Source organism: Pseudomonas sp. MH9.2 (assembly GCF_034353875.1).
Lineage (GTDB): Bacteria > Pseudomonadota > Gammaproteobacteria > Pseudomonadales > Pseudomonadaceae > Aquipseudomonas.
Genome location: NZ_CP133784.1, coordinates 4258217 through 4283766 on the forward strand (window position 1 = coordinate 4258217; position 25550 = coordinate 4283766).

Genomic DNA, 25550 nt, shown 5'->3' on the forward strand with positions numbered 1-25550 from the left:
ATGCAGCTACGCTCAAACGGTACGTTATGGGCCTTGGGCTAAGAGAATGAAAATTCATCAGCTGTCGGTCGCTGACGCCTTGGCCAGCGTGCAATCCACTGAGCAGGGGCTTTCCCCGGCGCAGGTGCAGCGCCGTCAGCGCGAGTTCGGCCTCAACCGGATGGCCCACGCTCGGCGCCGCAGCTGGTTGCGGGCGCTGCTGAAGGAGTTTGTGCATTTCTTCTCGATAGTGTTGTGGCTGGCGGCGCTGTTGGCGTTCATTGCCGAGTGGAAGTCTCCGGGGCAAGGCATGGCTCGCCTCGGTTATGCCCTCATCGCGGTCATTCTGGTCAGCGGTTTGTTCTCATTCTGGCAGGAGTATCGGATCGGGAAAGCGCTGTCTGCCCTACGCCGATTGCTGCCGCAGCAGGCTCAGGTACTGCGCGATGGCTCAGTACTGCGGGTCGCGACCGAGGCGCTGGTGCCCGGCGATATCGTACTGTTCACCGAGGGTGACCGGGTACCGGCAGATTGCCGGGTGATCGAGGCGTTCTCGCTGCAGGTCAATAACGCGCCCCTGACCGGCGAGTCGACGGCCGAGGCCCGCGATGCCCAACCCAGTGCTGCCGAGGACTGGCTATACGCGGGCAATATCGTGCTGACGGGCACTGCGATCATGTCGGGCAAGGGGCGCGGCGTGGTCTTTGCCACGGGCATGCACACCGAGTTTGGGCGCATCGCCCATCTGACCCAGGCCAGCGGTACAGAAATCTCGCCACTGCGACGCGAGGTTGCCCTCCTGAGCCGCAGTGTTCTGATACTGGCGCTTGGAATCGGTGTGGTCTTTTTCTGCCTCGGAATGGTGCTGGGTATGCCCTTCTGGAGTGATTTCATTTTCACCATTGGGCTCATCGTCGCCATGGTGCCGGAAGGTTTGTTGCCGACGCTGACATTGTCGCTGGTTCTGGCTACCCAGCGTATGGCGCGGCGGCAGGTGCTGATCCGTCATCTTCCGTCCGTTGAAGCATTGGGCTCGACGACGGTGATCTGCACCGATAAGACCGGCACCCTTACGCAAAATCGAATGACGGTGACCGCGCTTTGGCTGGATGGCAGTTTGTACGGCGACCTGGAGCACGGTTTGCCCGTCGGCATTGCGCAGGCCAATGCGCCGTTTTTTCAGGTGGCCGGGTTGTGCCACGACCTGCAGCAAACCGGTCCTTGTGAATCATTGACCTACCTGGGCGACCCGATGGAGCAGGCCATGCTCCAGTTGGTAAATCGAATCGCGCCTCAGACGTGTCCGATAGCGCGCTTGCAAGAGCTACCTTTCAATGCGGAGCGCATGCGTATGTCGGTGGTGTACGCGATGGCAGACGGGCCTCGGCTGTTGTGCAAGGGCGCACTGGAAAAGGTGTTGCCGCTGTGCACCGGACAATGGTGCGATGGCGCGATCACGCCGCTCACTGACGAATCTCGCGCCCGTATCCTGGCGGCGCAGACGTCCATGGCCGACCGTGGCTTGCGGGTCCTGGCGCTGGCGTGGCGCGACGTGGAAGCGGGGCAGATGCCTGTCGAGCAGACGTTGGTCCTCGCGGGGTTGGTCGGACTGCAGGATCCGCCCCGACCAGAGGTGCCGGGGGCGATTGGCGCCTGCCAGGCTGCGGGCATCAAAGTGATCATGGTCACGGGAGATAACCCGCACACGGCGCTGGCGATTGCGCGCGAGATAGGCTTGGTACGCTCGGATGCGCCGCAGGTGCTCACCGGCGCACAGCTTTTGCAGTTGTCCGATGCGCAGTTGCAACTGGCGCTGGACGCGGCCGAAATCATTTGTGCCCGCATCGCGCCAGAGCAGAAGCTGCGGATCGTCGAGACGCTCAAGCGCAAAGGCGAGATCGTTGCAGTGACCGGTGACGGGGTGAACGACGCACCCGCCCTAAAGAGCGCCCATGTCGGTATTGCGATGGGGCTGTCGGGCACCGATGTAGCCCGCGAGGTGGCCGACATGGTGCTGCTGGACGACAATTTCGCCAGCATCGTCAATGCCGTCGAAGAGGTGCGTGCGGTGTTCGACAACATCCGCAAATTTCTCACCTACATCCTGGCGCACAACATGGCGGAGCTGATTCCCTATCTCGGCTTTGTGCTGGTCAAGCTGCCCCTGGCAATCACGCCCTTGCAGATGCTGGCCATCGACATGGGCACCGACACCCTGACCGCGCTCGGCCTCGGGGTGGAGCGGCCAGACCCGCAGATCATGCAGCGCCCCCCGCGTCCCCCGGGGGAGCGCTTGTTCAACCTGGGCGTTGCCCTGCGTGGTTATGTGGCGTTGGGCTTGTTTGAAGCGCTGGCAACCGTGTCGACGTTCATCTTTGTCCTGCAACGTGGTGGCTGGACGTTCGGCGACACAGTGGCTTTTTCCGATCCGCTTTATCACCAGGCAACCACCGGCAGCCTGGCGGCCATTGTGGTACTTCAGGTGGTCAACGTCTTTCTCTGTCGAAGTACGACCCGCTCGGTCTTCGACACGGGGGTGCGCGGCAATCCCCTGATTCTTTGGGGTGTGGCGCTGGAAATCGTCTTGATCCTGCTTTTTACTTACACCCGTTGGGGCAACGCGCTCTTGGGTACCGCGCCACTGCCGTTCGAAGTGTGGCTGTTCCTGTTGCCGTTTGCCCTGCTGTTGATTGGGCTGGAGGAGGCGCGTAAAGCGTTTGTCAGGCGCCGATGCCCCAGTCCATGAACCGGCGTCACTTCAATCGGAGGCATTTTCTGGGTATCTGCGGTTGGCATGATCCTGATCATGGAACCCAAACGGATGGCTTTGGATAATTGCCCGAACACCACTTCAATTAGGAGCTTCTATGTTTCCCGAATACCGTGATCTGATTACTCGCCTGAAAGCTGAAGATAAGCACTTTTCCCGTCTTTTCGATGAGCATAATGAGCTCGATCAGCGCATCAAGAACATCGAAGCCCGCATTGAGTCGGGTACCGAGCTTGAAATTGAAAATCTGAAAAAAGAAAAGTTGACCTTGAAAGACCAGCTTTACGTGATTCTCAAGAACGCTGAGACCGTATAGTTTTCGAGTCAGGGATGTTTATAAGATTCAAGGTTACCTGGTGTGTCTGGATTGCTCAGGTCCGCGTGGGCAGTCCCTTTTCGAGGAGTCTGGCGAATTGATCGGCCGGAACCGGACGGCTAAACAAATACCCTTGAACCTCATCGCATCCTGATTCGTTGAGGAACGCCAATTGGGCATCGACCTCCACACCCTCAGCGATCACCGTGAGCTGCAGGGTGTGCCCAAGCTGGATGATGGCTTTGACGATTGAGGCGCCATCGGGATCGGTCAACATGTCCTGCACAAACGATTGATCAATCTTGAGCTTGTCGACCGCCAGCTGTTTAAGATACGAAAGGCTGGAATAGCCGGTTCCGAAATCGTCGATGGACAGGTTCACACCCATGGCCTTCAAGCCGTGCAGGGTTTCTATCGTGGCATCCACGTCCTGCAGCAGAATGGATTCGGTCAGTTCCAGTTCCAGCCGGTCCGGTCGCAACCCAGACGTGGCAAGCGCAGCAGACACCACTTCCAGAACGTTCCCGCGCTTGAACTGCAAGCCCGAGAGATTGACGGCTATTACCGGTGCCGGTGAATATTGACTCTGCCAGACCTTGGCTTGACGACAGGCTTCGTTGAGCACCCATTCGCCTATCGGAACGATATGGCCACTGCGCTCAGCCAGAGGAATGAACTTGCCCGGAGGCACAAGCCCGTCGATCGGATGCTGCCAGCGGATCAGGGCTTCCGCGCCGATGATCCGACCACTGCGAATGTCTATCTGAGGCTGATAATGGAGCACGAATTCGCGATTTCGCAGGGCATTGCTTAATCCCCCGGTGAGTCGAACTTGCTCAATCAGACCGATATTCATTTCACGCGTGAAGAAACGATAGGTATTGCGCCCCGCCTCCTGGGCACTATTGACTGCCGTGTGGGCGTTATTGAATAGGGTGTCGAGGTCCTCTCCATCATTCGGGAACAAGCCAATGCCGATGGAGAAAGAAATACTTAGTTTATGGCTGCCGATTTCCAGGGGGTCAACAAAGACCTCCTGGATGGCATTCGCGAAGCCAATAATTTCCGCAACGTGGTAATTCCCCGTGAGCAAGACAACAAACTCGTCACCGTTAATTCGACTGATCGTTGCGGTCATTGGGATGCACTGCCACAGCCGTTCAACGACCATGACCAGTACCTGGTCGCCGACAGCGTATCCCAAGCTGTTATTGATCCGCTGAAAATGATCCAGATTGAGGTAAAGCACAGTAAGCGTGGTGTTTTCGCTCTTGCTGGTGAGTACTGCGTGCTCAAAGCGGTCGCGCAGCAGCAGACGATTGGGCAGGTGGGTCAGTGGGTCGTAATGCGCCAGGAACGCCAGCGTTTCTTTGGCGGCGGCATGCTCCGCACGGGTACGCAACGCCATGATGCCGTAAGCCAGTTCGTTGGCCAGCTCCTGCAGAAGCTTCAGCTCGTCTGGGTCGAAGGCGTGCGCTTCGCTTGCGTAAATGGTTAACGCGCCCAGCACTTTGGCGTCGCAAATGAGTGGCAGGGCCACACTGGATTGGTACCCATGCTGGATCGCCGCCTCGCGCCACGGCGCCATTCGCGGGCTGTTCTGGATATCCTGGCTGATATTCGGCTGACCGGTGCGGATGGCCATACCGGTCGGACCCTGACCGTTCTCGGTATCCGCCCAAGAGATATTGATCCCGTCGAGATACCCGTTGTCATAACCGGATTGCGTTATGGGTCGCACCATTTTGGCTTCATCCTGCTCCGCATAGCCAACCCAGGCCATCAGGTAATTGTCCCTGTCGACACACAAACGGCATATTTCAGCCAGCAGGGTGTACTCATCTTCAGCGTGCACCAGCGCTGTATTGCAGCGACTGAGCAGCCGCAAGTCGCGATTGAGCTTCCTGAGTACCGTTTCGCTTTGCTGCAAGGCTGATGTCATGTCTTTGGCAATGACCAACGCTCGTACTCGGCCTGTCACCAGCAGCCAGCCGACCAGGGCCAATAGCACGCTGGCAACGGTACCGGAAACTGCAATGATGTCGGCTTTGTCACTTTTCAGTCGGGCGTCAAAGGGTGCCAGTGAACTGACCGCTACCGTCCACTGATGGCCAAAAAGAGGAACAAGCCGGGTGGTGTGAAACTCGGGAGCCGAGCTGTCGCTACGGCTGTTCGAGCTGAAGATCAATGCGCTCTGTCCGACCGAATCACCGTCGTAGAGGTCTAGACTCAGTGTGGTGCCGGCTTCCCCAAAGCGTTTTCCCGGAATGCCGTCCATCAAGTCATTCATGCGGAAGGGGGCATAGACCCAACCGATCAGGTTTGCGCGGCGTTCATCGACTGTCTGATGGGGTGCTTGCAGACGATAGACCGGGTGGTACATCAGGAATCCTGCCTGAACGTCCTGATCGGTTTCCTGCAGCAGCCGAACCTTGCCCGAGATAGAGGTAATTTCCTCATCCCTCGATTGATCCAGTGCCGCGCGACGAACAGGTTCGGAATACATGTCGTAGCCAATCGCGCGCTGATTACGCCAGTTGAAAGGCTCGAGGTAGATGACCGGCGTGTAGAGGTCTCGGTTACCGCTGGGATTGATGGTGTAATCAACCCGGCCCTCGGTACGTACATCGGCGATGTGCCTGGATTTGTCCTCCGGCAACACCCGTGGAGCAAAACCTAATCCCTGGATGCCTGGGTATTTGCCTTCGAGTTTAAGAGCATCAACGTATCTAGCGAACTCGCTGCGCGTGACAACGAGCGACGTTGCGAACAGGCCCGACAGGCCTTCCATTAGTTGCTCGTAACGTTGTAAGCGCCTATTGGTGTTCTCGATGATTTCGTTGGTACGGTAGTCGAACTCATCGTGGAGCGCCTGTCGGGCAGACTCGCGAGGAATGTCCTGAAGTGCATAGGTCAGCGCTAGACCCAGGCAGAGGAAGACCCAGGGTATGAACCGAAGACGATTGGAAAGGACTTCATAGTTAGGCATTGGCTAGATTCCCTAGATGTCCTATGACGACTCTAGATGCAAAAAACCCCCTGTTTCAGGGGGTTTCAGGTTTTCATTGGGTTTCAGACAGTTTCTGCAGCCCAATGAAATAGCGGTAGCGACTTATACGTTGAAGCGGAAGTGCATCACGTCACCGTCTTTGACGATGTAATCCTTGCCTTCCAGGCGCCATTTGCCCGCTTCTTTAGCACCGGCTTCGCCTTTGTACTGGATGAAGTCTGCGTAGGCGATGACTTCGGCGCGGATGAAGCCTTTTTCGAAGTCGGTGTGGATCACTGCTGCGGCTTGCGGTGCGGTGGCACCCACGCGGACAGTCCAGGCGCGAACTTCTTTTACGCCTGCGGTGAAGTAGGTTTGCAGGTTAAGCATTTCGTAGCCCGCGCGGATCACGCGGTTCAGGCCAGGTTCTTCAAGGCCCAGAGCCTCAAGGAACATGTCCTTCTCTTCGCCATCGTCGAGCTCGGCGATTTCTGCTTCGATCTTGTTGCACACTGGAACTACGATTGCGCCTTCTTCTTCGGCGATGGCACGGACCACGTCCAGAAGCGGGTTGTTCTCGAAGCCGTCTTCCGCAACGTTGGCGATGTACATGACTGGCTTGATGGTCAACAGGTGGAAGCCACGAGCCAGTTGTTTGTCATCGGCATTCATGTTCTTCACCAGGCTGCGCGCGGGCTTGCCTTCGGAGAAGTGGGCGATGAGTTGTTCCAGAATGGCTTTTTGCGCAACAGCTTCCTTGTCGCCGCCTTTGGCATTGCGCGTCACTTTTTGCAGCTGTTTTTCACAGCTGTCGAGGTCGGCGAAGATCAATTCCAGGTCAATGATTTCGATGTCGCGTTTCGGGTCGACACTGTTGGAGACGTGAATCACGTTCTCGTCTTCGAAGCAGCGGACCACGTGGGCGATGGCATCGGTCTCGCGGATGTTGGCGAGGAATTTATTGCCCAGGCCTTCACCTTTCGAGGCGCCAGCAACCAGGCCGGCGATGTCGACGAATTCCATGGTGGTCGGCAGTACACGTTCCGGGAGAACGATGGCCGCCAAAGCGTCCAGGCGTGCGTCCGGCATCGGCACGATACCGGTGTTCGGCTCGATGGTGCAGAAGGGGAAGTTCTCAGCCGCGATGCCGGATTTGGTCAGGGCGTTGAACAGGGTGGACTTGCCGACGTTGGGTAGGCCGACGATGCCGCAATTGAATCCCATGATATTTCCCCTTGGAGTTAGTCAGGCCTTCTGGCTGTGCAGGTTTTTCATCGCGCGGTTCCATTCACCGGCGAAGATATCCGGCAGCACGCCGAGGGCAAAATCGATACTGGCGTCCAGTTTTTCCTGTTCAGCGCGTGGCGCTCGACCCAGAACAAAATTGGAGACCTTGCTGGCATCACCTGGGTGGCCAATGCCAAGCCGCAGGCGGTGAAACGTATTCTGATTGCCGAGCTGCGCGATGATGTCGCGCAGTCCGTTATGACCGCCATGGCCGCCGCCTTGCTTTAGCTTGGCAACGCCGGGAGGCAGGTCAAGTTCATCATGTGCCACCAGTATGGCGTCTACCGGAATGCGATAGAAGCCAGCGAGCGCCGCCACGGCTTGGCCGCTGCGGTTCATGTACGTGGTGGGGATCAGTAGACGAACATCCTGACCCTGGTGAGTGAATCGCCCGGTCAGGCCAAAAAATTTTCGCTCGACGGCAAGATTGACGCCTTGCGCCGCAGCAATACGCTCAACAAAAAGAGCCCCTGCGTTATGCCGGGTCTGTTCGTATTCGGCGCCTGGATTTCCCAGGCCAACGATCAGTTGTATGGCAGTCACGACAGGGGCTCTTCCTTGGAGTTGTGGATAACATCGCTAGGCGTAGCGACAGAAGTGGGCGAAATATGCTCATTTACCATGATGTAAACTCCGCGATCTCGCCCGCTTTGCCTGACTATCGCTCGCGACGCTTTCTGAGCAACTCCGACGTTACCAAGCAATGAATTACTCGGCAGCGGTTTCTGCTTCAGGTGCTACACGTGGTGCGTGAACGTTGGCAACAGCCAGGTCGTTACCGTGTACCAGTGTTACGAACTCAACGCCTTTAGGTGCTTTGAGGTCGGACAGGTGAATGATGTCACCCACTTCAGCAGCGTTCAGATCGACTTCGATGAACTCAGGCAGATCTTTCGGCAGGCAAGTTACTTCGACCTGGGAAATAACGTGCGAAATTTCGCCGCCTTTCTTGATCGGTGCTTCTTCGTTGATGAAGTGCACAGGTACGTGAGCGATCAGTTTCTGACCAGCGATAACGCGTACGAAGTCAGCATGCATCACGTGGCCCTTGGCCGGGTGACGTTGCAGTGCTTTGATCACGACGTTCTGCTTGGTGCCACCAATGTTCAGTTCGATAACGTGGCTGAAAGCAGCGTCGTTTTCCAACAGTTTGGCAACTTCTTTAGCCAGCATGCTGATCGATTCAGGGGCTTTTTCGCCACCGTAAACGACAGCTGGAACCAGGCTTGCGAGACGACGCAGGCGGCGGCTCGCACCTTTCCCCAGGTCGGAACGCACTTCAGCATTCAAAGTAAAGTTATTCATGTTGTTTCTCCAAAATAACCACATTCGCCCAGCGGTTGCGACCGGCGCTCAGACGATATGGGCAAAAAAGCCCCGCCCCAACAGTAGGTTGGGGCGGGGCGCTTTTCGACAGCGTAATGCAACCGTGGGCAGAGCCCTTAGCGGAACATCGCGCTGATCGATTCTTCGTTGCTGATGCGGCGGACCGCCTCAGCAACTACCGGTGCAATATCCAGTTGGCGGATACGTGAACAGGATTGTGCGGCAGCGGACAACGGGATGGTGTTGGTCACCACCAGTTCGTCCAGCATGGAATTTTCAATGTTTTCGATAGCCCGACCCGACAGCACAGGGTGTGTGCAGTAGGCAAAGACCTTGGCAGCGCCATGCTCTTTCAGGGCCTTCGCCGCGTGACACAGAGTGCCGGCGGTATCGACCATGTCGTCGACCAGAATACAGGTACGCCCTTCGACATCACCGATGATATGCATCACTTCAGAGTGATTGGCTTTCTCACGGCGTTTATCGATGATCCCGAGATCGACGCCCAAGGATTTGGCAACAGCCCGTGCACGCACGACGCCACCGATATCCGGGGAAACAATCATCAGGTTTTCGAAGCGTTGATCTTCGATGTCATCCACCAAAACGGGGGAGCCGTAGATGTTATCTACCGGAATATCGAAGAATCCCTGAATTTGGTCCGCATGCAAATCAACCGTAAGAACACGATCGATCCCCACCACGGTCAGCATGTCAGCGACAACTTTCGCGCTGATAGCTACACGTGCGGAACGCGGACGGCGATCCTGGCGGGCATAACCAAAGTATGGAATCACCGCAGTGATTCGAGACGCTGAGGAGCGGCGGAAGGCATCTGCCATCACAACCAGTTCCATCAGGTTATCGTTGGTTGGTGCACAGGTTGGCTGGATAATGAAGACGTCTTTACCGCGGACGTTTTCATTGATCTCGGCACTGATTTCACCATCGGAAAATTTGCCGACGGAGATATCACCTAGAGGGATATGCAGCTGGCGTACTACACGCCTAGCTAGATCGGGGTTAGCGTTCCCCGTAAAGACCATCATCTTGGACACGCGCACTACCTGCCGGCTGAGGGTATACCTGGATGAGTATAGAAAATGGCAGGGGCGGCTGGATTCGAACCAACGCATGGCAGGATCAAAACCTGCTGCCTTACCGCTTGGCGACGCCCCTGTAATGTTTCACCTTGAGTGCCCAGCACTCAATTCTTAGAACAGATCTTGTAACTTGCGATGCAACATCGAAACGTTGCTTCCCTTTGCTACAAACCCTGTAAGGGTCTCTGTAAGAAGGGCCGAGACTTTATCAGCTTCGGCTTGGTTTGGGAAGGCCCCAAACACACAACTTCCAGTTCCGGTTAATTTTGCTTCGGCAAAATTGCCTAACAAATTCAAAGCGTTACGAACAGCTGGGTAACGCCTCTCTACAACCGGCTGACAGTCATTTCGACTGTTTCCCTCGAGAACGGGGCGCACTTTAATGGGAGGAGTGTCTCGTGTCAACAGTGGATCTGAAAAAATTTCTGCTGTACTTACAGATACTTGCGGTACAAGCACCAGATACCAAGGCTCTTCGGGGTTTACAGGGGTCAGTATTTCTCCGACACCTTCAGCAAACGCAGCATGTCCACGCACGAAAACCGGGACGTCCGCGCCTAATGTCAGGCCCAATGCGGCCAGGCGATCTTCATCCCAACCAAGTTTCCACAGGTGATTCAGACCGAGCAATGTGGTGGCCGCATCGGAGCTTCCGCCGCCGATTCCTCCGCCCATGGGCAGACGTTTTTCCAGCCAGATGTCGATACCAAGGGTGCAGCCGGATTGTTTTTGCAATGCACGAGCGGCTTTTACGATCAGGTTACTGTCGTGGGGCACGCCGGGAATTTCAGTTTGAAGGCGGATTTCTCCGTCATCGCGTACGGCGAAACTGAGTTCGTCACCGTAGTCGAGAAATTGAAACAGCGTCTGCAACTCGTGATAGCCGTCTTCGCGACGGCCAAGAATATGCAGCATCAGGTTGAGTTTGGCGGGTGCCGGCAGCGTCAGGCGAGGGGTGTGCATGATTATTGCCCCAGTTTGCGTGGTTGCCAGTCCTTGATCACCAGCGTGACGTCGAGGTCCTGGCCGTGCAGCTTGATGCGCTCAGGCAGCCAATAGCCGTTCTGTTGCGTGTAGCTCAGGTATTCGACTTGCCAATCGTCCTGCTCGAGGCTGGCAAGGCGACTGTCGCCATCCAGGTTCAAGCGACTCCTGCTGCCGGGAGCGGGTAGACCGCGTACCCACCAGACAAGATGCGACACCGGTAATTTCCAGCCTAGTTGTTGTTGGAGCAAGTCTTCCGGGTTGGCAGCTTCGTAGCGGCCCTGATTGGCTACTTCCAGGGCGACGCTACCCGGTCGTCCGGTCAAGCGGGCTGCGCCGCGTCCCAGGGGGCCTGAGAGGCGGATATCGTAGTAGTCCTGACGCTGCAGCCAGAACAAGGTGCCGCTGCCCGAATCCTTCGGGGCGCGAATGCCGACCTTGCCGCTGATTTGCCACCCGTCAAGGCTGCTCAGTTGTGCTTTGTGTTCGCGCCATTGCGCGGGGTTGCCTTGGCCCTGCAGGGCTTCGCGAGAGGTAAAACCGGCGCAACCGGCGAGCAGGGCGATCAGGCTGAAAACGATAACGTGGCGCAAAAACATAAAATTAGAGAGTCTCGGATCCGGTCAGGCGCCGCAGAGTGCTGCGCAGAATAGGGCTATCAGGTTGTTGCTCGAGGGCTTTGCTCCAGACTTTCCGGGCTTCGCGCTGCTTGCCGTTGGCCCACAATACTTCGCCCAGATGGGCGGCGACTTCGTGGTCCGGGAAGCGTTCCAGCGCCTGACGCAGCAAGCGTTCGGCTTCATCGAGGTTGCCCAGGCGGTAATTTACCCACCCCAGACTGTCGAGTACGGCTGGGTCTTCCGGGTTCAGTGCGTGCGCTCGTTCGATCAGGGCCTTGGCTTCGGCATAGCGCGTCGTGCGGTCTGACAGGGTGTAGCCCAAGGCGTTCAAGGCCATGGCGTTGTCAGGCTCGCGCTTGATAATCGCGCGCAGGTCTTTTTCCATTTGCGACAGGTCGTCGCGTTTTTCCGCGAGCATGGCTCGTGTATACAGCAGGTTCAAGTCGTCGGGATACTGCTTCAACGCCTGCCCCAGCACTTGCCAGGCTCGATCGCTCTGGTTGTTGTTTGCCAGGGTTTCGGCTTCGATCAGGTACAGCTGAATCGCATAGTCGGGCTGCGCTTCGCGTGCGGCGGCCAGGCGTTTCGAGGCTTCGGCCACGCTACCGTTGCTCATCAGAATGTCGCTTTGGCGCAGTTGCGCCGGCAGGTAGTCATTGCCGGGGCCGACCTGAGCGTATTCGGTCAGGGCGTTTTGCGGATCGTTGCGTTCTTCGTAGACACGGCCGAGGTTCAGGTGCGCCGAATCAACGTGGCTGCCGCGAGCGATCAAGTCTTCCAGGTAGCCAACGGCTTCATCCCAGGCTTTGGCTTCAAGGCAAACCAGCGCCAGCGAATAACGCAACTCGTCGTCATCCGGGAACTGTTGCACCAGGCTGGAGAACTCGACTTTGGCGTCGTCCATGCGGTTCTGTTCGACCAGCATGCGGGCATAAGTCAGGCGCAGGCGTTTGTCGTCCGGGTATTGGCGAATGCTTTTTTCCAGGATCGGCAAGGCTTCTTTGCCTCGGTCCATGCCCTGCAGGAGGCGGGCCCGCAGCAGAATAGGGGTCACGTCGCCGTCATTGGCTGGATTGTCTTCCAGCAGTTTCAGGGCGCCTTGGGCGTCACCGTTCTGTTGGAGGAGCAAGGCTTTGCCGAAGATCAGCTGGCCGTTTTTCGGGTATTTCTTGAGCAGGCGATCAAAGCTGGTCAGCAAACCGTTGCGGGTATCTGCATCGGTTTCGGCGGCAGACAGCGCCAAAAAGTCAAAATGCGTATCGCCCTGTCCTTGCAGGACCTTCTCCATGTACGCCATGGAATCGTCATAGCGTCCGGCGCGGGCCAATTGAATCGCCGCCGCGCGTTGTGCTTCAAGATTGGTCGGGTCGTTTTTCGCCCAGATCAGCGAGGTATCCAGTGCTGCCTGATCGGCGCCCAGGTACTCGGCAATGTGGAAGGCGCGTTCGGAAATCCCTGGATCCTGAGTATTGATCGCTTGGGTGACGTAGTTATCCAGCGCGATGTCGAATCGGTTGCGCTGACCCGCCAGCTCCGCACTCAACAGGCTGAACACTGTGTCTTCGGTGAACGAGCTATAAACCTGCGGCTTGGGTGCGGGTGCGGGCGTCGTGTCTGCGGCCGGTGGCGTAGCATCCGGTGAAACGGGGGCTATAGCCTGGCAACCGTTCAGAAACACAAAGGCGAGAAGTAACGCGGAGGATCTATTCATATATAGGGAGAGGGCGACTTACCTGCGGTCGGATCATCATGACACAAGCCTAGGAGCAAACCCACAGCCTATGCGAAAACTACTCAACTGGCCTTTGGCGAGGCCAAAACACGGCCGATAAACGGCTTAAAAGGGGCCGCTCTATTCGGACAATAGTCTGCGGTGGTTGTTCTCACTCTGGCGAAGTAGGACAATTGCCGGCTTCACGTCACCATCAGCGACCTTGAATGGCCTTCCTTGCACTTGGTATTAACCATAAGACTGCTTCAGTAGACGTCCGCGAGCGCGTGGCATTTACGCCTGAGCAGTTGGTTGAGGCCTTGCAGCAGCTCTGCCGTCTAACCGACAGCCGCGAAGCTGCGATCCTCTCGACTTGTAACCGTAGCGAACTGTACATCGAACAGGATCACCTTGCGTCCGATGCCATACTGCGCTGGCTGGCCGATTATCATCATCTGAGCCTGGACGAGCTGCGCGCCAGTGCTTATGTGCATGAAGATGAGGCGGCCGTTCGTCACATGATGCGGGTTGCCTCAGGGCTTGACTCGCTGGTGCTCGGCGAGCCACAGATTCTCGGCCAGATGAAGTCTGCGTACGCCGTTGCGCGGGAAGCGGGGACCATTGGCCCGCTGCTGGGCCGGTTGTTCCAGGCCACCTTCAACGCTGCCAAACAGGTACGCACCGATACCGCCATTGGTGAAAACCCGGTGTCGGTGGCGTTTGCCGCTGTCAGCCTGGCCAAGCAGATTTTCAGTGATTTGCAGCGCAGCCAGGCATTGTTGATTGGCGCGGGCGAAACCATCACGCTGGTTGCCCGGCATCTGCATGATCTGGGCGTGAGGCGTATCGTGGTGGCCAACCGTACCCTGGAGCGGGCCAGTATCCTGGCCGCGGAGTTCGGTGCCCACGCGGTTTTACTGTCCGATATTCCGGCTGAGCTGGTCAAAAGCGACATTGTGATCAGTTCCACCGCCAGTCAGTTGCCGATCCTGGGCAAGGGCGCGGTGGAAAGCGCCTTGAAGCTGCGCAAGCACAAACCGATTTTCATGGTCGATATCGCGGTGCCTCGCGATATCGAACCGGAAGTCGGCGAGCTGGACGACGTTTACCTCTACAGCGTCGACGACCTGCACGAAGTGGTCGCCGAGAACCTCAAGAGTCGCCAGGGCGCTGCGCAAGCGGCTGAAGAGCTGGTGAGTCTGGGCGCCGATGAGTTCATGTTGCGCCTGCGAGAGCTGGCGGCAGTGGATGTACTTAAGGCCTATCGTCAACAAAGCGAGCGTCTGCGTGACGATGAATTGCTCAAAGCCCAACGCATGTTGGCCAACGGCAGCAGCGCCGAAGACGTGCTGGTGCAATTGGCGCGAGGGCTGACCAACAAATTGATGCATGCTCCAAGCGTGCAATTGAAAAAGCTGTCTGCCGAAGGTCGCCTCGATGCGTTGGCCATGGCCCAAGAACTTTTTGCCCTCGGTGAGGGCTCGACGGATAAACCCCCGCAATGAAAGCTTCACTGCTCAATAAGCTGGACATCCTTAACGATCGTTTTGAGGAACTGACCGCGCTGCTTGGTGATGCCGAAGTCATTTCCGAACAAAACAGGTTTCGCGCCTATTCCCGGGAGTACGCCGAAGTAGAGCCTATTGTCGTGACCTACAACCAGTTGCTCAAAGTACTGGGCGATCTGGAAGGTGCACAGGCGCTGCTCAAGGACAGTGACCCGGACATGCGTGAATTGGCCGTCGAGGAAGTCCGTGAAGCCAAAGAGCAATTGGCCGATCTGGAAGGTCAGCTACAGCGCATGCTCCTGCCCAAAGACCCGAACGACGGGCGTAATGTGTTCCTCGAAATTCGTGCTGGCACCGGTGGCGACGAGGCGGCGATTTTTTCTGGTGACCTGTTTCGCATGTACTCACGCTACGCCGAACGTCGCGGCTGGCGCGTGGAAATTCTGTCGGAAAACGTAGGCGAGCACGGCGGCTACAAAGAAATCATCGCGCGCGTCGAAGGCGATCACGTTTACGGAAAATTAAAATTCGAGTCCGGCGCCCATCGTGTGCAGCGCGTCCCTGAAACCGAGTCCCAGGGGCGTATTCATACGTCTGCCTGCACTGTTGCGGTATTGCCTGAGCCCGATGAGCAACAAGTCATCGAGATCAACTCGTCTGATTTGCGCGTGGACACGTACAAGTCCTCCGGCGCGGGTGGTCAGCACGTGAACAAGACCGACTCGGCCGTGCGCATCACTCACCTTCCGACCGGCATCGTTGTCGAGTGCCAGGAGGAACGTTCTCAACACAAGAACCGGGCTCGGGCAATGTCCTGGCTGTCGGCGAAACTTAACGATCAGCAAACCAGCGCGGCGGCCAATGCCATCGCCAGCGAGCGTAAATTGCTGGTGGGGTCGGGTGACCGATCCGAACGAATTCGTACCTACAACTTTCCTCAGGGTCGTGTGACGGACCATCGGGTCAACTTGACGTTGTATTCCCTCGATGACGTTATGGCCGGTGGAGTCGATGCAGTGATAGAACCGTTGCTGGCCGAGTACCAGGCTGATCAACTTGCGGCATTGGGTGAGTAAATGACTATTATCGCCAGCGTGTTGAGAGCCGCCGAGCTTCCGGATTCGCCGACCGCGCGCCTGGACGTGGAGTTGTTGTTGGCTGCCGCTCTAGGCAAGCCCCGCAGCTACCTGCACACCTGGCCCGAGCGGATTGTCAGCAGCGAAGCGGCGCAGGTGTTTGCGTCCTATCTGCAACGCCGTCGTGCGGGCGAGCCGGTGGCCTATATTCTGGGCCAGCAAGGGTTCTGGAAGCTGGACCTGGAAGTTGCACCACACACACTGATCCCGCGTCCCGACACCGAGTTGTTAGTCGAAGTGGCGCTCGAACTGCACGCGATAACGCCTGCTCTGGCGCCTGTCACCGTGCTTGATCTGGGCACTGGCACCGGCGCCATTGCCCTGGCGCTGGCCAGTGAACGTCCAGCCTGGAGGGTAACGGCGGTAGATCGCATCCTTGAAGCCGTTGCATTGGCCGAGCGCAATCGTCAGCGCCTGCACCTGAACAATGTCACGGTGCTGAACAGCCATTGGTTCAGCGCACTTGAAGGTCAGCGTTTCGACATGATCATCAGCAATCCTCCTTATATTGCCAGCGCTGATCCGCATCTGGTGGCAGGAGACGTACGTTTTGAACCGAGCAGTGCCCTGGTGGCGGGCGTCGACGGGCTGGACGACCTGCGCGTCATCATTACCCAAGCGCCTGACTACCTTGATGTTGGCGGTTGGCTGTTGCTTGAACACGGTTACGATCAAGCCGCTGCTGTGCGCGACCTGATGGCAGGCCACGGCTTTGAACGCGTGCACAGCCGCAAGGATTTGGGCGGCCACGAGCGTATTACTCTTGGGCGCCTCCCGTGCTGACCGATCAGGAACTGTTGCGCTACAGTCGACAGATTTTGTTGCAGCACGTGGATATCGACGGCCAGTTGCGCCTCAAACACAGCCGGGCGTTGATCGTCGGCCTCGGCGGCCTGGGTTCTCCAGTGGCTCTGTATCTGGCCGCTGCCGGTGTCGGCGAGTTGCATCTGGCCGACTTCGATACCGTGGACCTGACCAATCTGCAACGGCAGATCATTCATGACAGCCACAGCGTCGGGCAGAGCAAGGTGGATTCGGCCATTGAGCGCCTGACCGCGATCAACCCCGAGGTGAAACTGATCGCCCATCGCCGCGCGCTGGATGCCGACAGCCTGGCTGCTGCGGTAGCCGATGTTGACGTGGTACTCGATTGCTCTGACAACTTTGCCACCCGCGAAGCGGTAAATGCGGCGTGTGTCGCGGCGCGTAAACCGCTGGTCAGCGGTGCAGCGATTCGCCTGGAAGGGCAATTGTCGGTGTTCGACCCACGGCGCGATGACAGCCCGTGTTATCACTGCCTGTACGGGCATGGCAGCGAAGCTGAACTGACGTGCAGTGAAGCTGGCGTCCTCGGGCCTTTGGTGGGGCTGGTTGGCAGCCTGCAAGCACTCGAAGCGCTGAAGCTGTTGGCCGGGTTTGGCGAGCCGTTAGTGGGGCGTTTGCTATTGATCGATGCGTTGACCAGTCGCTTTCGCGAGTTGAGGGTCAAGCGCGATCCAGCCTGCAGTGTGTGCGGTCTTGCCCATGACTAACACCCATGAAGCGCCGATTGGGGTCTTTGATTCCGGAGTTGGCGGTTTATCGGTGCTGGGTGAAATTCGCAGCCTGCTACCCAACGAGTCCCTGCTGTACGTGGCCGATTGCGGCAACGTTCCTTATGGCGAGAAAACCCCCGAGTTCATACGCCAACGCTGTGCGGTGATTGCCGATTTTTTCCAAAAGCAGGGCGCCAAAGCACTGGTGCTGGCTTGCAACACGGCCACGGTGGCAGGCGTTGCGGATTTACGCGAACGGTATCCTGACTGGCCTATCGTCGGCATGGAGCCCGCCGTCAAACCGGCAGCGGCGGCCACCCGCAGTGGCGTTGTGGGCGTGCTGGCAACCACGGGTACCTTGCAGAGCGCCAAGTTCGCGGCCTTGCTCGACCGGTTTGCACTCGATGTGCGGGTCATTACCCAGCCGTGTCCCGGTCTGGTCGAGCTGATCGAAACCGGCGATCTGGTCAGCCCGACTATCAGCAACTTGTTGCGCAGCTATGTTGAGCCGTTACTGGCTGCTGGCTGCGACACTATTATTCTCGGCTGCACGCACTATCCTTTCCTGAAGCCACTGCTGCGCCAAATGGTCCCGGAGTCGATCAGCCTGATCGACACAGGCGGTGCAGTCGCTCGGCAACTTCAACGGTTATTGACCCAGCGTGAGTTGCTGGCGACGGGGCCGGCTCAAGAAACGCAGTTCTGGACCAGTGCGGATCCGGAAGATTTCAGAAAAATCCTACCGCTGCTATGGAAAACATCTGGCTATGTGCGATTCTTCCCCCCGTAAAAAAAACGCGAAGAGCCCAGCTTTGAGCTGAGCTAACGTGTAACGGCGAATGTTCATAAAACGTCGCTGGATAAGTAAAGAGTTCCTACAACTGCATTCGAAAATAGGATGTTTCTGATGAAGCGACTGTTTTGTTTGGCTGCGATTGCGGCCGCACTAATGGGGCAAAGTGTTAGCGCTGAAGCTGCGGGCGTCGAGTTATCGGTCGGTCAGACTGGCGAATCGACAATGACCTATCGCTTGGGCTTACAGTTTGACTGGGATAAAAGCTGGTTACAGAGTGACGTGGGTCGCCTGACGGGTTATTGGGGTGGGGGTTACACCTACTGGGCCGGCCGCCATGGCGCCAGTAACAACAGCCTGTCGTTCTCGCCGGTATTGGTTTATGAGTTCTCGGGTCAAAACGTCAAGCCGTACGTGGAAGCAGGTATTGGCGTCGCGGTTTTTTCCGGCACTCGGGTAGAAAATCAACAATTGGGCACGTCGTTTTTGTTCGAAGACCGGCTTGGGTTTGGTCTGCGCTTTGCCGGAGGGCATGAGGTCGGGGTCCGTGCGACGCACTATTCCAACGCCGGGCTCAATGACGTCAACTCGGGTGTAGAAAGTTACGCCCTGCACTACACGATGCCTTTCTAATAGCGTAATGCCGTTTCACAGATACGCCGTGGCGATCCCACGGCGTTCGTGCAGGCAATCCGCTTCGCCTGTTTCGAACTCGCGGCAAATCAGTGGGCGTTTTTCGTAGATGCTGCACATCATGGTGTTGCGATCCAGCGCCGCGCACCAGCCGTCATCCAGACGCAACATGACCTCGCCACCCCAATCGTCGGTATCGATGTAACGTTCAGGCACGCCGGTATCAGTGATCAGCATCACTTCCAGCTGGCAGCAACAGGCTGCACAGGTTGAACACGTGACGGCCGGTTCTGCGTCGATTTGGGTCAATGGAATGTTGATGGTTGTCATAGGCGCGCAGTGTATGCCAGTGCGCAGCCCTCGTGTGAGTCCCCTGACAGAACACCGCCTTCGGCACGTCTGGGAGGGACACGAATTTATTCGTAAAGGCGGTATGTCGGGTGCAGAAAATATGCCAGACCTTGCAGCAACGGAAACAAAACGGCCCAGATCAGCCCCAGCAACAATAGGCTTGGCCATACTCCCAATGGCAAATGGACCCCCGCCATCTGCGAACCTGCGTAATACGACAGCGGTCCGCCGATGGCGCCGAGCAGGCTGGCGCGCCACCAGGGCTTGGCGGTCCAGGCCAGGCAGTGATTGAGCGTGGTCGCCAATACGGCCCATAACAGGATCAACCACAGCGGGATCAACGGCCCGCCACTGTCAAAATCGAATACACCTAGCGTCTGCAAGGCACTGTCGAGCAAGGTGCCGACCAGCGTCACGCTGATCAGCAGTTTGCCCTCCGCCTGCCATGAACTTATCCACAGCAGATGCACGCACAGCACGCCCGCCGCGATCAGTAACCACGGGCTGTTACCGCCCAGTACGCAGACGAACCAACCGATCTGAAACAGCAGCGCGTTGGCCAGCTGTCTACGCATCGAAACGCCCGAGTAACGGTTGCGGCAGCGCGTCGGGTTTGGCCAGCAGTAATTGCGCGGTGCCGATGGTCCGTTCAAGGAAGCCACCTTCGCAGTAGCACAAGTAAAACTCCCACAACCGCAGGAAGTAATCGTCATAGCCCAGTTCAGTCAAGTAGCCGTGGGCGTGACGAAAATTGTCGTGCCACAGGCGCAGGGTTCTCGCGTAGTGCAGGCCGAAATCCTCCATGTGCAGGATGTTCATGTCGGTGTCACGGCCGACGATCTCCAGCATCCGCTGCACCGACGGTAAAGCGCCGCCGGGGAAAATGTAGCGCTGGATAAAATCGACGCTATTTTTGGCTTGCTCGTAACGCTGCTCGCGGATGGTGATCGCTTGCAGCAGCATCAGCCCGTTTTTGTTCAGCAGCTGTGCGCACTGTTTGAAATAGGTTGGCAAAAACCGGTGGCCTACCGCTTCGATCATTTCGATGGACACCAGTTTGTCGTATTGGCCGGTCAGGTCGCGATAGTCCTTCAGTAACAGTGTCACCTGGTCTTTTAAACCCATCTTGGCGATGCGCTTCTCGGTGTAAGCGAATTGCTCTTTTGACAGGGTAGTGGTGGTGACTTTACAGCCGTAATATTGCGCCGCATAAATAGCCATGCTGCCCCAGCCCGTGCCGATTTCCAGTAAATGATCGGTGGGTTTGAGGTCAAGTTTCTGGCAGATACGCTCCAGTTTGTTCAGCTGTGCCTGTTCCAGAGTGTCATCTGGACTGAGGAACTGTGCCGCGGAATACATCATGGTCGGGTCGAGAAACTGTTCGAACAGTTCGTTGCCGAGGTCATAGTGGGCCTCGATGTTTTTCTGCGAGCCCTTGCGCGTATTGCGATTGAGCCAATGCAAGGCCTGAATGAAAGGTCTTCCCAGTTTGGCCAGCCCCCCCTCCATGGCGTCGAGCACTTCCAGGTTGCTGACGAAAACCCTGATCACCATTGTCAGGTCGGGAGTGCTCCAGTAACCATGGATAAACGCTTCGCCCGCGCCGATCGAGCCGTTGCTGGCGATCATGCCCCAGACGGCGGGGTCGAGAATATGGACCTGCGCTTGCTGTACGGAACCGGCCGCGCCGAATACCTGACGCTCGTCGCCCTCTATGACCACCAGTTGCCCGCGCTGCAAGCGGGCAAGCTGGCGCAATACGCCGCGCCGCAGAATATTCGCTGTGAGGCTGTTGGTGCTCAAGCTGGCCGATACGCTACTGCTTTTCATGGCGAGGTTCCTTGGGTTGCACGGCGGCAATGCGGTAGGCGCCGTCGGCGGCCCGATGAGAGAAAATCGGCATCCGTTTGATCAACAGGCGCAACGCTTGCCAGTAGATAGCCAGGCAGGTTTTGGCGGTCATCCACGGAAACTCGAGCAAATGACGATGCAGGCTGGCGCGGCTCAGGGCCTGGCGTTGCAGGTTGAGCGTGGCGTCGAACACCTTGAGTTCGCCCTGCCAGTCGGCCATGTGAATGCCGAGCTTTTCGGCCGGAGGGCTGAAGCTCATGCGGTACTCCAGGTCGGGTGGTAGAAACGGCGAAACGTGGAAGGCCTTGGCCACCGCGAAATGCTGATGGCCTGCTCCGTTGGCCGGCAGGATGTAGTGATAGCGCTCGCGCCACGGCGTATTACTGACTTCGCAGAGGATCGCGGCCAGTCGGCCGTCGCTCTCATGGCAATAGAAGAAGCTCACCGGGTTGAAGGCCAGGCCCCAACTACGGGCTTGGGTCAGCAGGCAAACCGAACCTTGGGGGGTGTGGCCCAGAGCGGCGCCGACCAGCTCACGCACCGCATCGATCAGGGGCACGCCGCGCCCGGTGTACGTGTGCAGGTAGTCGCTTTGGCGAAACGAAAACGGCGCAAAACGGCTGCTGCCGGCCAGAGGTGACAGGCCAAGCACTGCGTCCTGTTCGTCCAGGTCCAGATACAGCAGGCCGATCCGATAGCGGAAGTCATGAGGCTTGGGCGAAAACCGCCGATGGGCGACCCAGCCGCTGTACAGGGCGCTGTTCACAGCGATTCACCGAAAGCCTGGGCTACTCGCAGGCCACTGACCACGCCATCCTCATGAAAGCCGTTGGCCCAGTAAGCGCCGCAATAGTAGGTATGTTTGTCACCATGCAGTTCTTCCCAGCGCGCTTGCGCCGCAACGGCAGTCAGGCTGTATTGCGGATGCGCGTAGCGGTAGCGAGCGAGGATCTTGCTCGGGTCGATGGCGGCCGTCTGGTTCAGGCTCACGCAAAACCGGGTGTCGCTGTCGATCCCTTGCAGGATGTTCATGTCGTATGTCACTGCCGCGAGGTGCTGGCCAGCACCGCCCAGGCGGTAGTTCCAACTGGCCCAGGCCAAGGGACGCTTGGGCAACAGCTGGATATCGGTGTGCAGCACCACATCATTATCGGCGTAGGGCAGGGCGCCAAGGATGTCTTGTTCGGCCTGTGTCGGTTGCGCCAACAGGTGCAAGGCTTGATCGCTGTGACAGGCAAATACCACCTTGTCAAAACGCTCGCTGCCCGCAGCGCTGTGAACCCGCACGCCGATGTCGTCGCGCTCGACTCGGATCACAGGGCAGTTGAGGCGAATCTTTTCGCGAAACGAGGCTGTCATGGGTTCGATGTAACGGCTTGATCCCCCTTCGACCACACACCACTGCGGCCGATGATTGACCGAGAGCAGGCCGTGATTCTTGAAGAACCGCACAAAAAATTGCAGAGGAAACGAAAGCATGTCGGCCAATGACATCGACCAGATCGCGGCCCCCATAGGCACGATGTAATGCTCAGTGAACCGTTGTCCGTAACCCCCGGTTTTCAAGTAGGCGCCGAGGGTTGTGTCGGCTGCAATACGTTGGCTGTGCAGATCGCTCAGCGCTTCGCGGTTGAAGCGCAGGATGTCGCGCAACATCCCCCAGAACGAGGGCGAACAGAGGTTGCTGCGCTGAGCAAACAAGCTGTTGAGGGTATTACCGTTGTACTCAATGCCCGAAATAGGGTCGCACACCGAAAAGCTCATCTCCGTGGCCTTGAAGGTCACGCCCAGCGTGGACAGCAAGCGAATGAAGTTCGGGTAGGTCCAGTCGTTGAACACGATGAAGCCGGTATCAATGGCGTGCTGTTGGCCGTTGACGGTCACGTCCACGGTATGGGTATGACCGCCAATCCAGTCAGCGGCTTCAAACACGCTGATCTCGTGGTTGCGATTGAGCAAATACGCGGTAGTCAGCCCCGCGATGCCACTGCCAATGATCGCGACTTTCATGGGGTGTTCCTCTCCGCGTTCGATGAGCGAACCATGCATTTGCCCAGCGCGAGTTGCAGGCGTGTGGGCAGTAGCGCCAATAGGCGCAGGGTGAAAATGAATGCGGCGGGGAAGGCTATCTCCAAGGGGCGGCGCGGGCGTTGAAGGCGTTCGGCAATGTGCCGGGCGGCCTTGTCCACGGGCCAGCGCATGGGCATGGGGAAATCGTTTTGGGCGGTCAGTGGTGTATCGACAAAACCCGGGCTGATGAGGGTGACGTCGATCCCTTCGTGAGCCAGGTCAATGCGCAAGGCTTCGAACAGATAACGCAGGCCTGCCTTAGAAGCGCCGTAGGCTTCCGCGCAGGACAGCGGTAGGTAGGTCACTGAACTGGAGACGGCGACGAGGTGCGGTTTTCTACCTTGGCGCAGCAGTGGCAGCGCTTCCTGGACGCAGTAACTGCTCGCCAGCAAATTGGTCCGCACTACGCGCTCGACCAGCGCCGCGTCGAACTGTTTGCAGTCGACATATTCACAGGTGCCGGCATTCAGGATCACGGTGTCCACAGAACCCCATATCTGGCCAATGCGTTCGCCAATGACCTTGACCTGTTCGCTGTCGGTGATGTCGCCGGGCGCCAGCAGAACCTGGCGCGGGTAACGTTCATCCAGAGCTTCGAGCGGCCCCAGCGTGCGCGCAGTCAGGGCCAGTCGGTGGCCGGACTTGAGCAGTTCTTCGGCCAGCGCCAGGCCGATGCCACTGCTGGCGCCGGTCAGCCAGATGCGTCGTGCGTCGGGATGCGTCATACCAATCTCCTTTTTAGCCAGGCGATGGCTCGTCCCATGACAGGCACGTGCTCATAGAGCAGGGCGCCAGCGTCGAAGAAGTCGCGGTGCTGGTAAACCTTGTCGTGCCATAGCAAGTGTGAGCAGCCCTCAACCCGAATCAGTTGACCGGCATTTAATCGAGGGTGACAAAAACTCAGGGTCCAGCGCAGGTAGCCTTTGCCTTCGCGTAGTTGATCGAACGCATAAAAATCGAAGCGCAACTGACTGACGTTGGCGTACAGCTCGCCGAAATAACGGTGCACATCCTTGAGGCCATGAATTTCATGCAAGGGGTCGGTAAACACCACGTCGTCGCTGTACAGCTCGCCGAGCCGATCCAGGTTGTGCTTATCCAGTTCGGCAAAGCGTTGGGCGAACTGGCGCAGAAAGTCACTCATAGCAGCCACCTGCAGGCTGTCGATGCGGCAGGCCTTTAAAGGCAGCCAGTGCACGCTCGCGGCTTGCTCTCAAATCAACCATGGGTTTCGGGTAGTCGCCCACGCCGAACAGACCGCCCATGGCCGCCGGGTTGTGGATATCTTTTTTGTTCAGATTCCCCAGCACGGGCAGCCAGCGTTTGATGAAATGACCTTCACCGTCGAATCTCTCCGACTGGCTGAGTGGGTTGAAAATCCGGAAATAGGGCGCCGAGTCGGTCCCTGTGGACGAACTCCATTGCCAGCCTCCGTTGTTTGCCGCCAGGTCGCCGTCAATCAAGTGCTGCATGAAAAACCGCTCACCCAGGCGCCAATCGATCAGCAGGTTTTTGGTCAGGAACATGGCGACGACCATCCGTAGCCGGTTGTGCATCCAGCCTGTTTCCAGCAGTTGGCGCATGGCGGCATCAATAATGGGCAGGCCGGTGCGGGCTTCTTGCCACGCCGCCAATTCTTCAGGCGCGTCGCGCCACGGCACCGCTTCGGTTTCCGGGCGGAAGGTGCGGTGTCGGGAAACCCGTGGGGAGCCGACCAAGGTATGTTTGTAGAATTCACGCCAGAGCAGTTCGTTGATCCAGGTGACGCAGCCGACGTTGCCGGTCTCGAATTCGCCGTGGTTGCTCATCAGCGCGGCGTGCAGGCATTGACGCGGCGATATCACCCCAGCCACCAGATACGCAGACAGCTGGCTGGTGCCGGGTTTTGCCGGAAAGTCCCGTTCGCTCTGGTAGTAACCGATATGTTCGTCGGTGAAGGCTTCGAGACGTCGACGCGCCTCGTCTTCTCCTGCGGGCCAAAGCGCGCGCAACGCCTCCGTCGGTGGGGCGAAACCCTCGACATGATGCGGCACGGGATCACTGTGGATATTCAGCCTGTGTTGCGCTTCAGGCGCGTGGACTAGGCGCGGCATGGCTTCGTGCAGACGCGAATAGCAGACTCTGCGGAACTGACTGAAGACCTGGAAAAAATTACCGGCTTTGGTCAGGACGCTGCCGGGTTTGAAGAGCAACTGATCGAGGTAGCGATAGACATTTATTCCGGCCTGCTCCAGGGCTTCGGCGACGGAGCGATCCCGATTCGTCTCATTGATACCGTATTCGTCGTTGAGATGCAGGCCCGCGATGGTGTGCTCCTTGCACAGATCGAGCAGCACCTTGGGCGCCTGGTCCCACGTGTCGGCGTAACGGATCAACAGCGGCACATTCAACGCACTCAGCGCCTGTCCCAGTTCAACCAGGTTACGCAACCAGAAGTCGACCTTGCAGGCGGCATCGTCATGGGCCTGCCACTGCCCTGGGCTGATCAGGTACACCGCTACCGTCGGGCCGCGCTCCATGGCGGCGGTCAAGGCAGTGTTGTCGTGCAGGCGCAGGTCGCTGCGCAGCCAAATCAGTTGCATGGTCGT

At 57.9% G+C, this 25550-nt stretch carries 24 protein-coding genes and 1 tRNA gene; 8 read left to right on the forward strand and 17 right to left on the reverse strand.

The window, feature by feature from the left end; all coding sequences use genetic code 11:
* Positions 1-46: 46 nt before the first annotated feature.
* Together RHM55_RS19580 and RHM55_RS19585 are read left to right on the forward strand one after the other, a co-directional pair.
* Positions 47-2725, forward strand: coding sequence for a cation-transporting P-type ATPase (locus RHM55_RS19580; RefSeq protein ID WP_322177903.1), 2679 nt, complete (start codon positions 47-49; stop codon positions 2723-2725).
* Between the two features lie 121 nt (positions 2726-2846).
* On the forward strand, positions 2847-3065 hold the full coding sequence (locus RHM55_RS19585; protein ID WP_322177904.1) for a YdcH family protein: 219 nt from the start codon (positions 2847-2849) through the stop codon (positions 3063-3065).
* 55 nt (positions 3066-3120) lie between these two features.
* Here RHM55_RS19585 and RHM55_RS19590 read toward each other — a convergent pair whose 3' ends face one another.
* From RHM55_RS19590 to RHM55_RS19630, 9 genes are all read right to left on the reverse strand, one after another.
* Positions 3121-6054 carry an EAL domain-containing protein gene (locus tag RHM55_RS19590; RefSeq protein ID WP_322177905.1) on the reverse strand — a complete coding sequence of 978 codons (2934 nt, stop codon included), beginning with the start codon at positions 6052-6054 and terminating at the stop codon, positions 3121-3123.
* Between the two features lie 123 nt (positions 6055-6177).
* Positions 6178-7278 carry a redox-regulated ATPase YchF gene (ychF, locus tag RHM55_RS19595; protein WP_322177906.1) on the reverse strand — a complete coding sequence of 367 codons (1101 nt, stop codon included), beginning with the start codon at positions 7276-7278 and terminating at the stop codon, positions 6178-6180.
* A 21-nt stretch (positions 7279-7299) separates the two neighbouring features.
* The gene (gene pth / locus RHM55_RS19600; RefSeq protein WP_322177907.1) at positions 7300-7884 is read right to left on the reverse strand and encodes an aminoacyl-tRNA hydrolase; all 585 of its coding nucleotides are present in this window, start codon (positions 7882-7884) and stop codon (positions 7300-7302) included.
* 165 nt (positions 7885-8049) lie between these two features.
* The gene (locus RHM55_RS19605; RefSeq protein WP_322177908.1) at positions 8050-8646 is read right to left on the reverse strand and encodes a 50S ribosomal protein L25/general stress protein Ctc; all 597 of its coding nucleotides are present in this window, start codon (positions 8644-8646) and stop codon (positions 8050-8052) included.
* 137 nt (positions 8647-8783) lie between these two features.
* A complete protein-coding gene (locus RHM55_RS19610; protein WP_219063551.1) occupies positions 8784-9725 on the reverse strand; it encodes a ribose-phosphate pyrophosphokinase in 942 nt (313 codons plus the stop codon).
* Positions 9726-9771: 46 nt separating this feature from the next.
* Positions 9772-9846, reverse strand: a tRNA-Gln gene (locus tag RHM55_RS19615).
* Positions 9847-9881: 35 nt separating this feature from the next.
* Complete coding sequence (ispE, locus tag RHM55_RS19620) at positions 9882-10733, reverse strand: 4-(cytidine 5'-diphospho)-2-C-methyl-D-erythritol kinase (RefSeq protein WP_322177909.1); 852 nt, start codon at positions 10731-10733, stop codon at positions 9882-9884.
* 2 nt (positions 10734-10735) lie between these two features.
* The gene (gene lolB, locus RHM55_RS19625) at positions 10736-11353 is read right to left on the reverse strand and encodes a lipoprotein insertase outer membrane protein LolB (protein WP_322177910.1); all 618 of its coding nucleotides are present in this window, start codon (positions 11351-11353) and stop codon (positions 10736-10738) included.
* A gap of 4 nt (positions 11354-11357) precedes the next feature.
* A complete protein-coding gene (locus RHM55_RS19630) occupies positions 11358-13085 on the reverse strand; it encodes a tetratricopeptide repeat protein (RefSeq protein ID WP_322177911.1) in 1728 nt (575 codons plus the stop codon).
* 227 nt (positions 13086-13312) lie between these two features.
* Here RHM55_RS19630 and hemA point away from each other — a divergent pair, with 227 nt between their 5' ends.
* The 6 genes from hemA to RHM55_RS19660 all read left to right on the forward strand — a co-directional run bounded on the left by hemA (position 13313) and on the right by RHM55_RS19660 (position 18690).
* The gene (gene hemA / locus RHM55_RS19635) at positions 13313-14590 is read left to right on the forward strand and encodes a glutamyl-tRNA reductase (protein ID WP_219063481.1); all 1278 of its coding nucleotides are present in this window, start codon (positions 13313-13315) and stop codon (positions 14588-14590) included.
* A complete protein-coding gene (gene prfA, locus RHM55_RS19640) occupies positions 14587-15669 on the forward strand; it encodes a peptide chain release factor 1 (RefSeq protein ID WP_322177912.1) in 1083 nt (360 codons plus the stop codon). The genes hemA and prfA overlap by 4 nt, the downstream gene beginning before the upstream one ends.
* Complete coding sequence (gene prmC, locus RHM55_RS19645) at positions 15670-16512, forward strand: peptide chain release factor N(5)-glutamine methyltransferase (protein WP_322177913.1); 843 nt, start codon at positions 15670-15672, stop codon at positions 16510-16512. It begins immediately after the preceding gene.
* On the forward strand, positions 16506-17261 hold the full coding sequence (locus RHM55_RS19650) for a molybdopterin-synthase adenylyltransferase MoeB (RefSeq protein ID WP_322177914.1): 756 nt from the start codon (positions 16506-16508) through the stop codon (positions 17259-17261). The genes prmC and RHM55_RS19650 overlap by 7 nt, the downstream gene beginning before the upstream one ends.
* A complete protein-coding gene (murI, locus tag RHM55_RS19655) occupies positions 17254-18054 on the forward strand; it encodes a glutamate racemase (protein ID WP_322177915.1) in 801 nt (266 codons plus the stop codon). The genes RHM55_RS19650 and murI overlap by 8 nt, the downstream gene beginning before the upstream one ends.
* Positions 18055-18171: 117 nt before the next feature.
* Positions 18172-18690: an acyloxyacyl hydrolase gene (locus RHM55_RS19660; RefSeq protein WP_322177916.1), complete on the forward strand. Its 519-nt coding sequence runs from the start codon at positions 18172-18174 to the stop codon at positions 18688-18690.
* A 15-nt stretch (positions 18691-18705) separates the two neighbouring features.
* Here the strand turns inward: RHM55_RS19660 and RHM55_RS19665 are convergent, their stop codons facing one another.
* From RHM55_RS19665 to phrB, 8 genes are all read right to left on the reverse strand, one after another.
* Complete coding sequence (locus RHM55_RS19665; RefSeq protein WP_322177917.1) at positions 18706-19020, reverse strand: YkgJ family cysteine cluster protein; 315 nt, start codon at positions 19018-19020, stop codon at positions 18706-18708.
* 86 nt (positions 19021-19106) lie between these two features.
* Positions 19107-19616 carry a DUF2878 domain-containing protein gene (locus RHM55_RS19670; RefSeq protein WP_322177918.1) on the reverse strand — a complete coding sequence of 170 codons (510 nt, stop codon included), beginning with the start codon at positions 19614-19616 and terminating at the stop codon, positions 19107-19109.
* Positions 19609-20871, reverse strand: coding sequence for a cyclopropane-fatty-acyl-phospholipid synthase family protein (locus RHM55_RS19675; RefSeq protein WP_322177919.1), 1263 nt, complete (start codon positions 20869-20871; stop codon positions 19609-19611). Before RHM55_RS19675 ends, RHM55_RS19670 begins: the two co-directional genes overlap by 8 nt.
* Complete coding sequence (locus RHM55_RS19680) at positions 20858-21658, reverse strand: DUF1365 domain-containing protein (protein ID WP_322177920.1); 801 nt, start codon at positions 21656-21658, stop codon at positions 20858-20860. The genes RHM55_RS19675 and RHM55_RS19680 overlap by 14 nt, the downstream gene beginning before the upstream one ends.
* The gene (locus tag RHM55_RS19685) at positions 21655-22902 is read right to left on the reverse strand and encodes an NAD(P)/FAD-dependent oxidoreductase (protein ID WP_322177921.1); all 1248 of its coding nucleotides are present in this window, start codon (positions 22900-22902) and stop codon (positions 21655-21657) included. Before RHM55_RS19685 ends, RHM55_RS19680 begins: the two co-directional genes overlap by 4 nt.
* Positions 22899-23687 carry an SDR family NAD(P)-dependent oxidoreductase gene (locus RHM55_RS19690; RefSeq protein WP_322177922.1) on the reverse strand — a complete coding sequence of 263 codons (789 nt, stop codon included), beginning with the start codon at positions 23685-23687 and terminating at the stop codon, positions 22899-22901. The genes RHM55_RS19685 and RHM55_RS19690 overlap by 4 nt, the downstream gene beginning before the upstream one ends.
* On the reverse strand, positions 23684-24106 hold the full coding sequence (locus RHM55_RS19695) for a nuclear transport factor 2 family protein (RefSeq protein ID WP_322177923.1): 423 nt from the start codon (positions 24104-24106) through the stop codon (positions 23684-23686). The genes RHM55_RS19690 and RHM55_RS19695 overlap by 4 nt, the downstream gene beginning before the upstream one ends.
* A complete protein-coding gene (phrB, locus tag RHM55_RS19700; protein WP_322177924.1) occupies positions 24099-25544 on the reverse strand; it encodes a deoxyribodipyrimidine photo-lyase in 1446 nt (481 codons plus the stop codon). The genes RHM55_RS19695 and phrB overlap by 8 nt, the downstream gene beginning before the upstream one ends.
* Positions 25545-25550 lie beyond the last annotated feature (6 nt).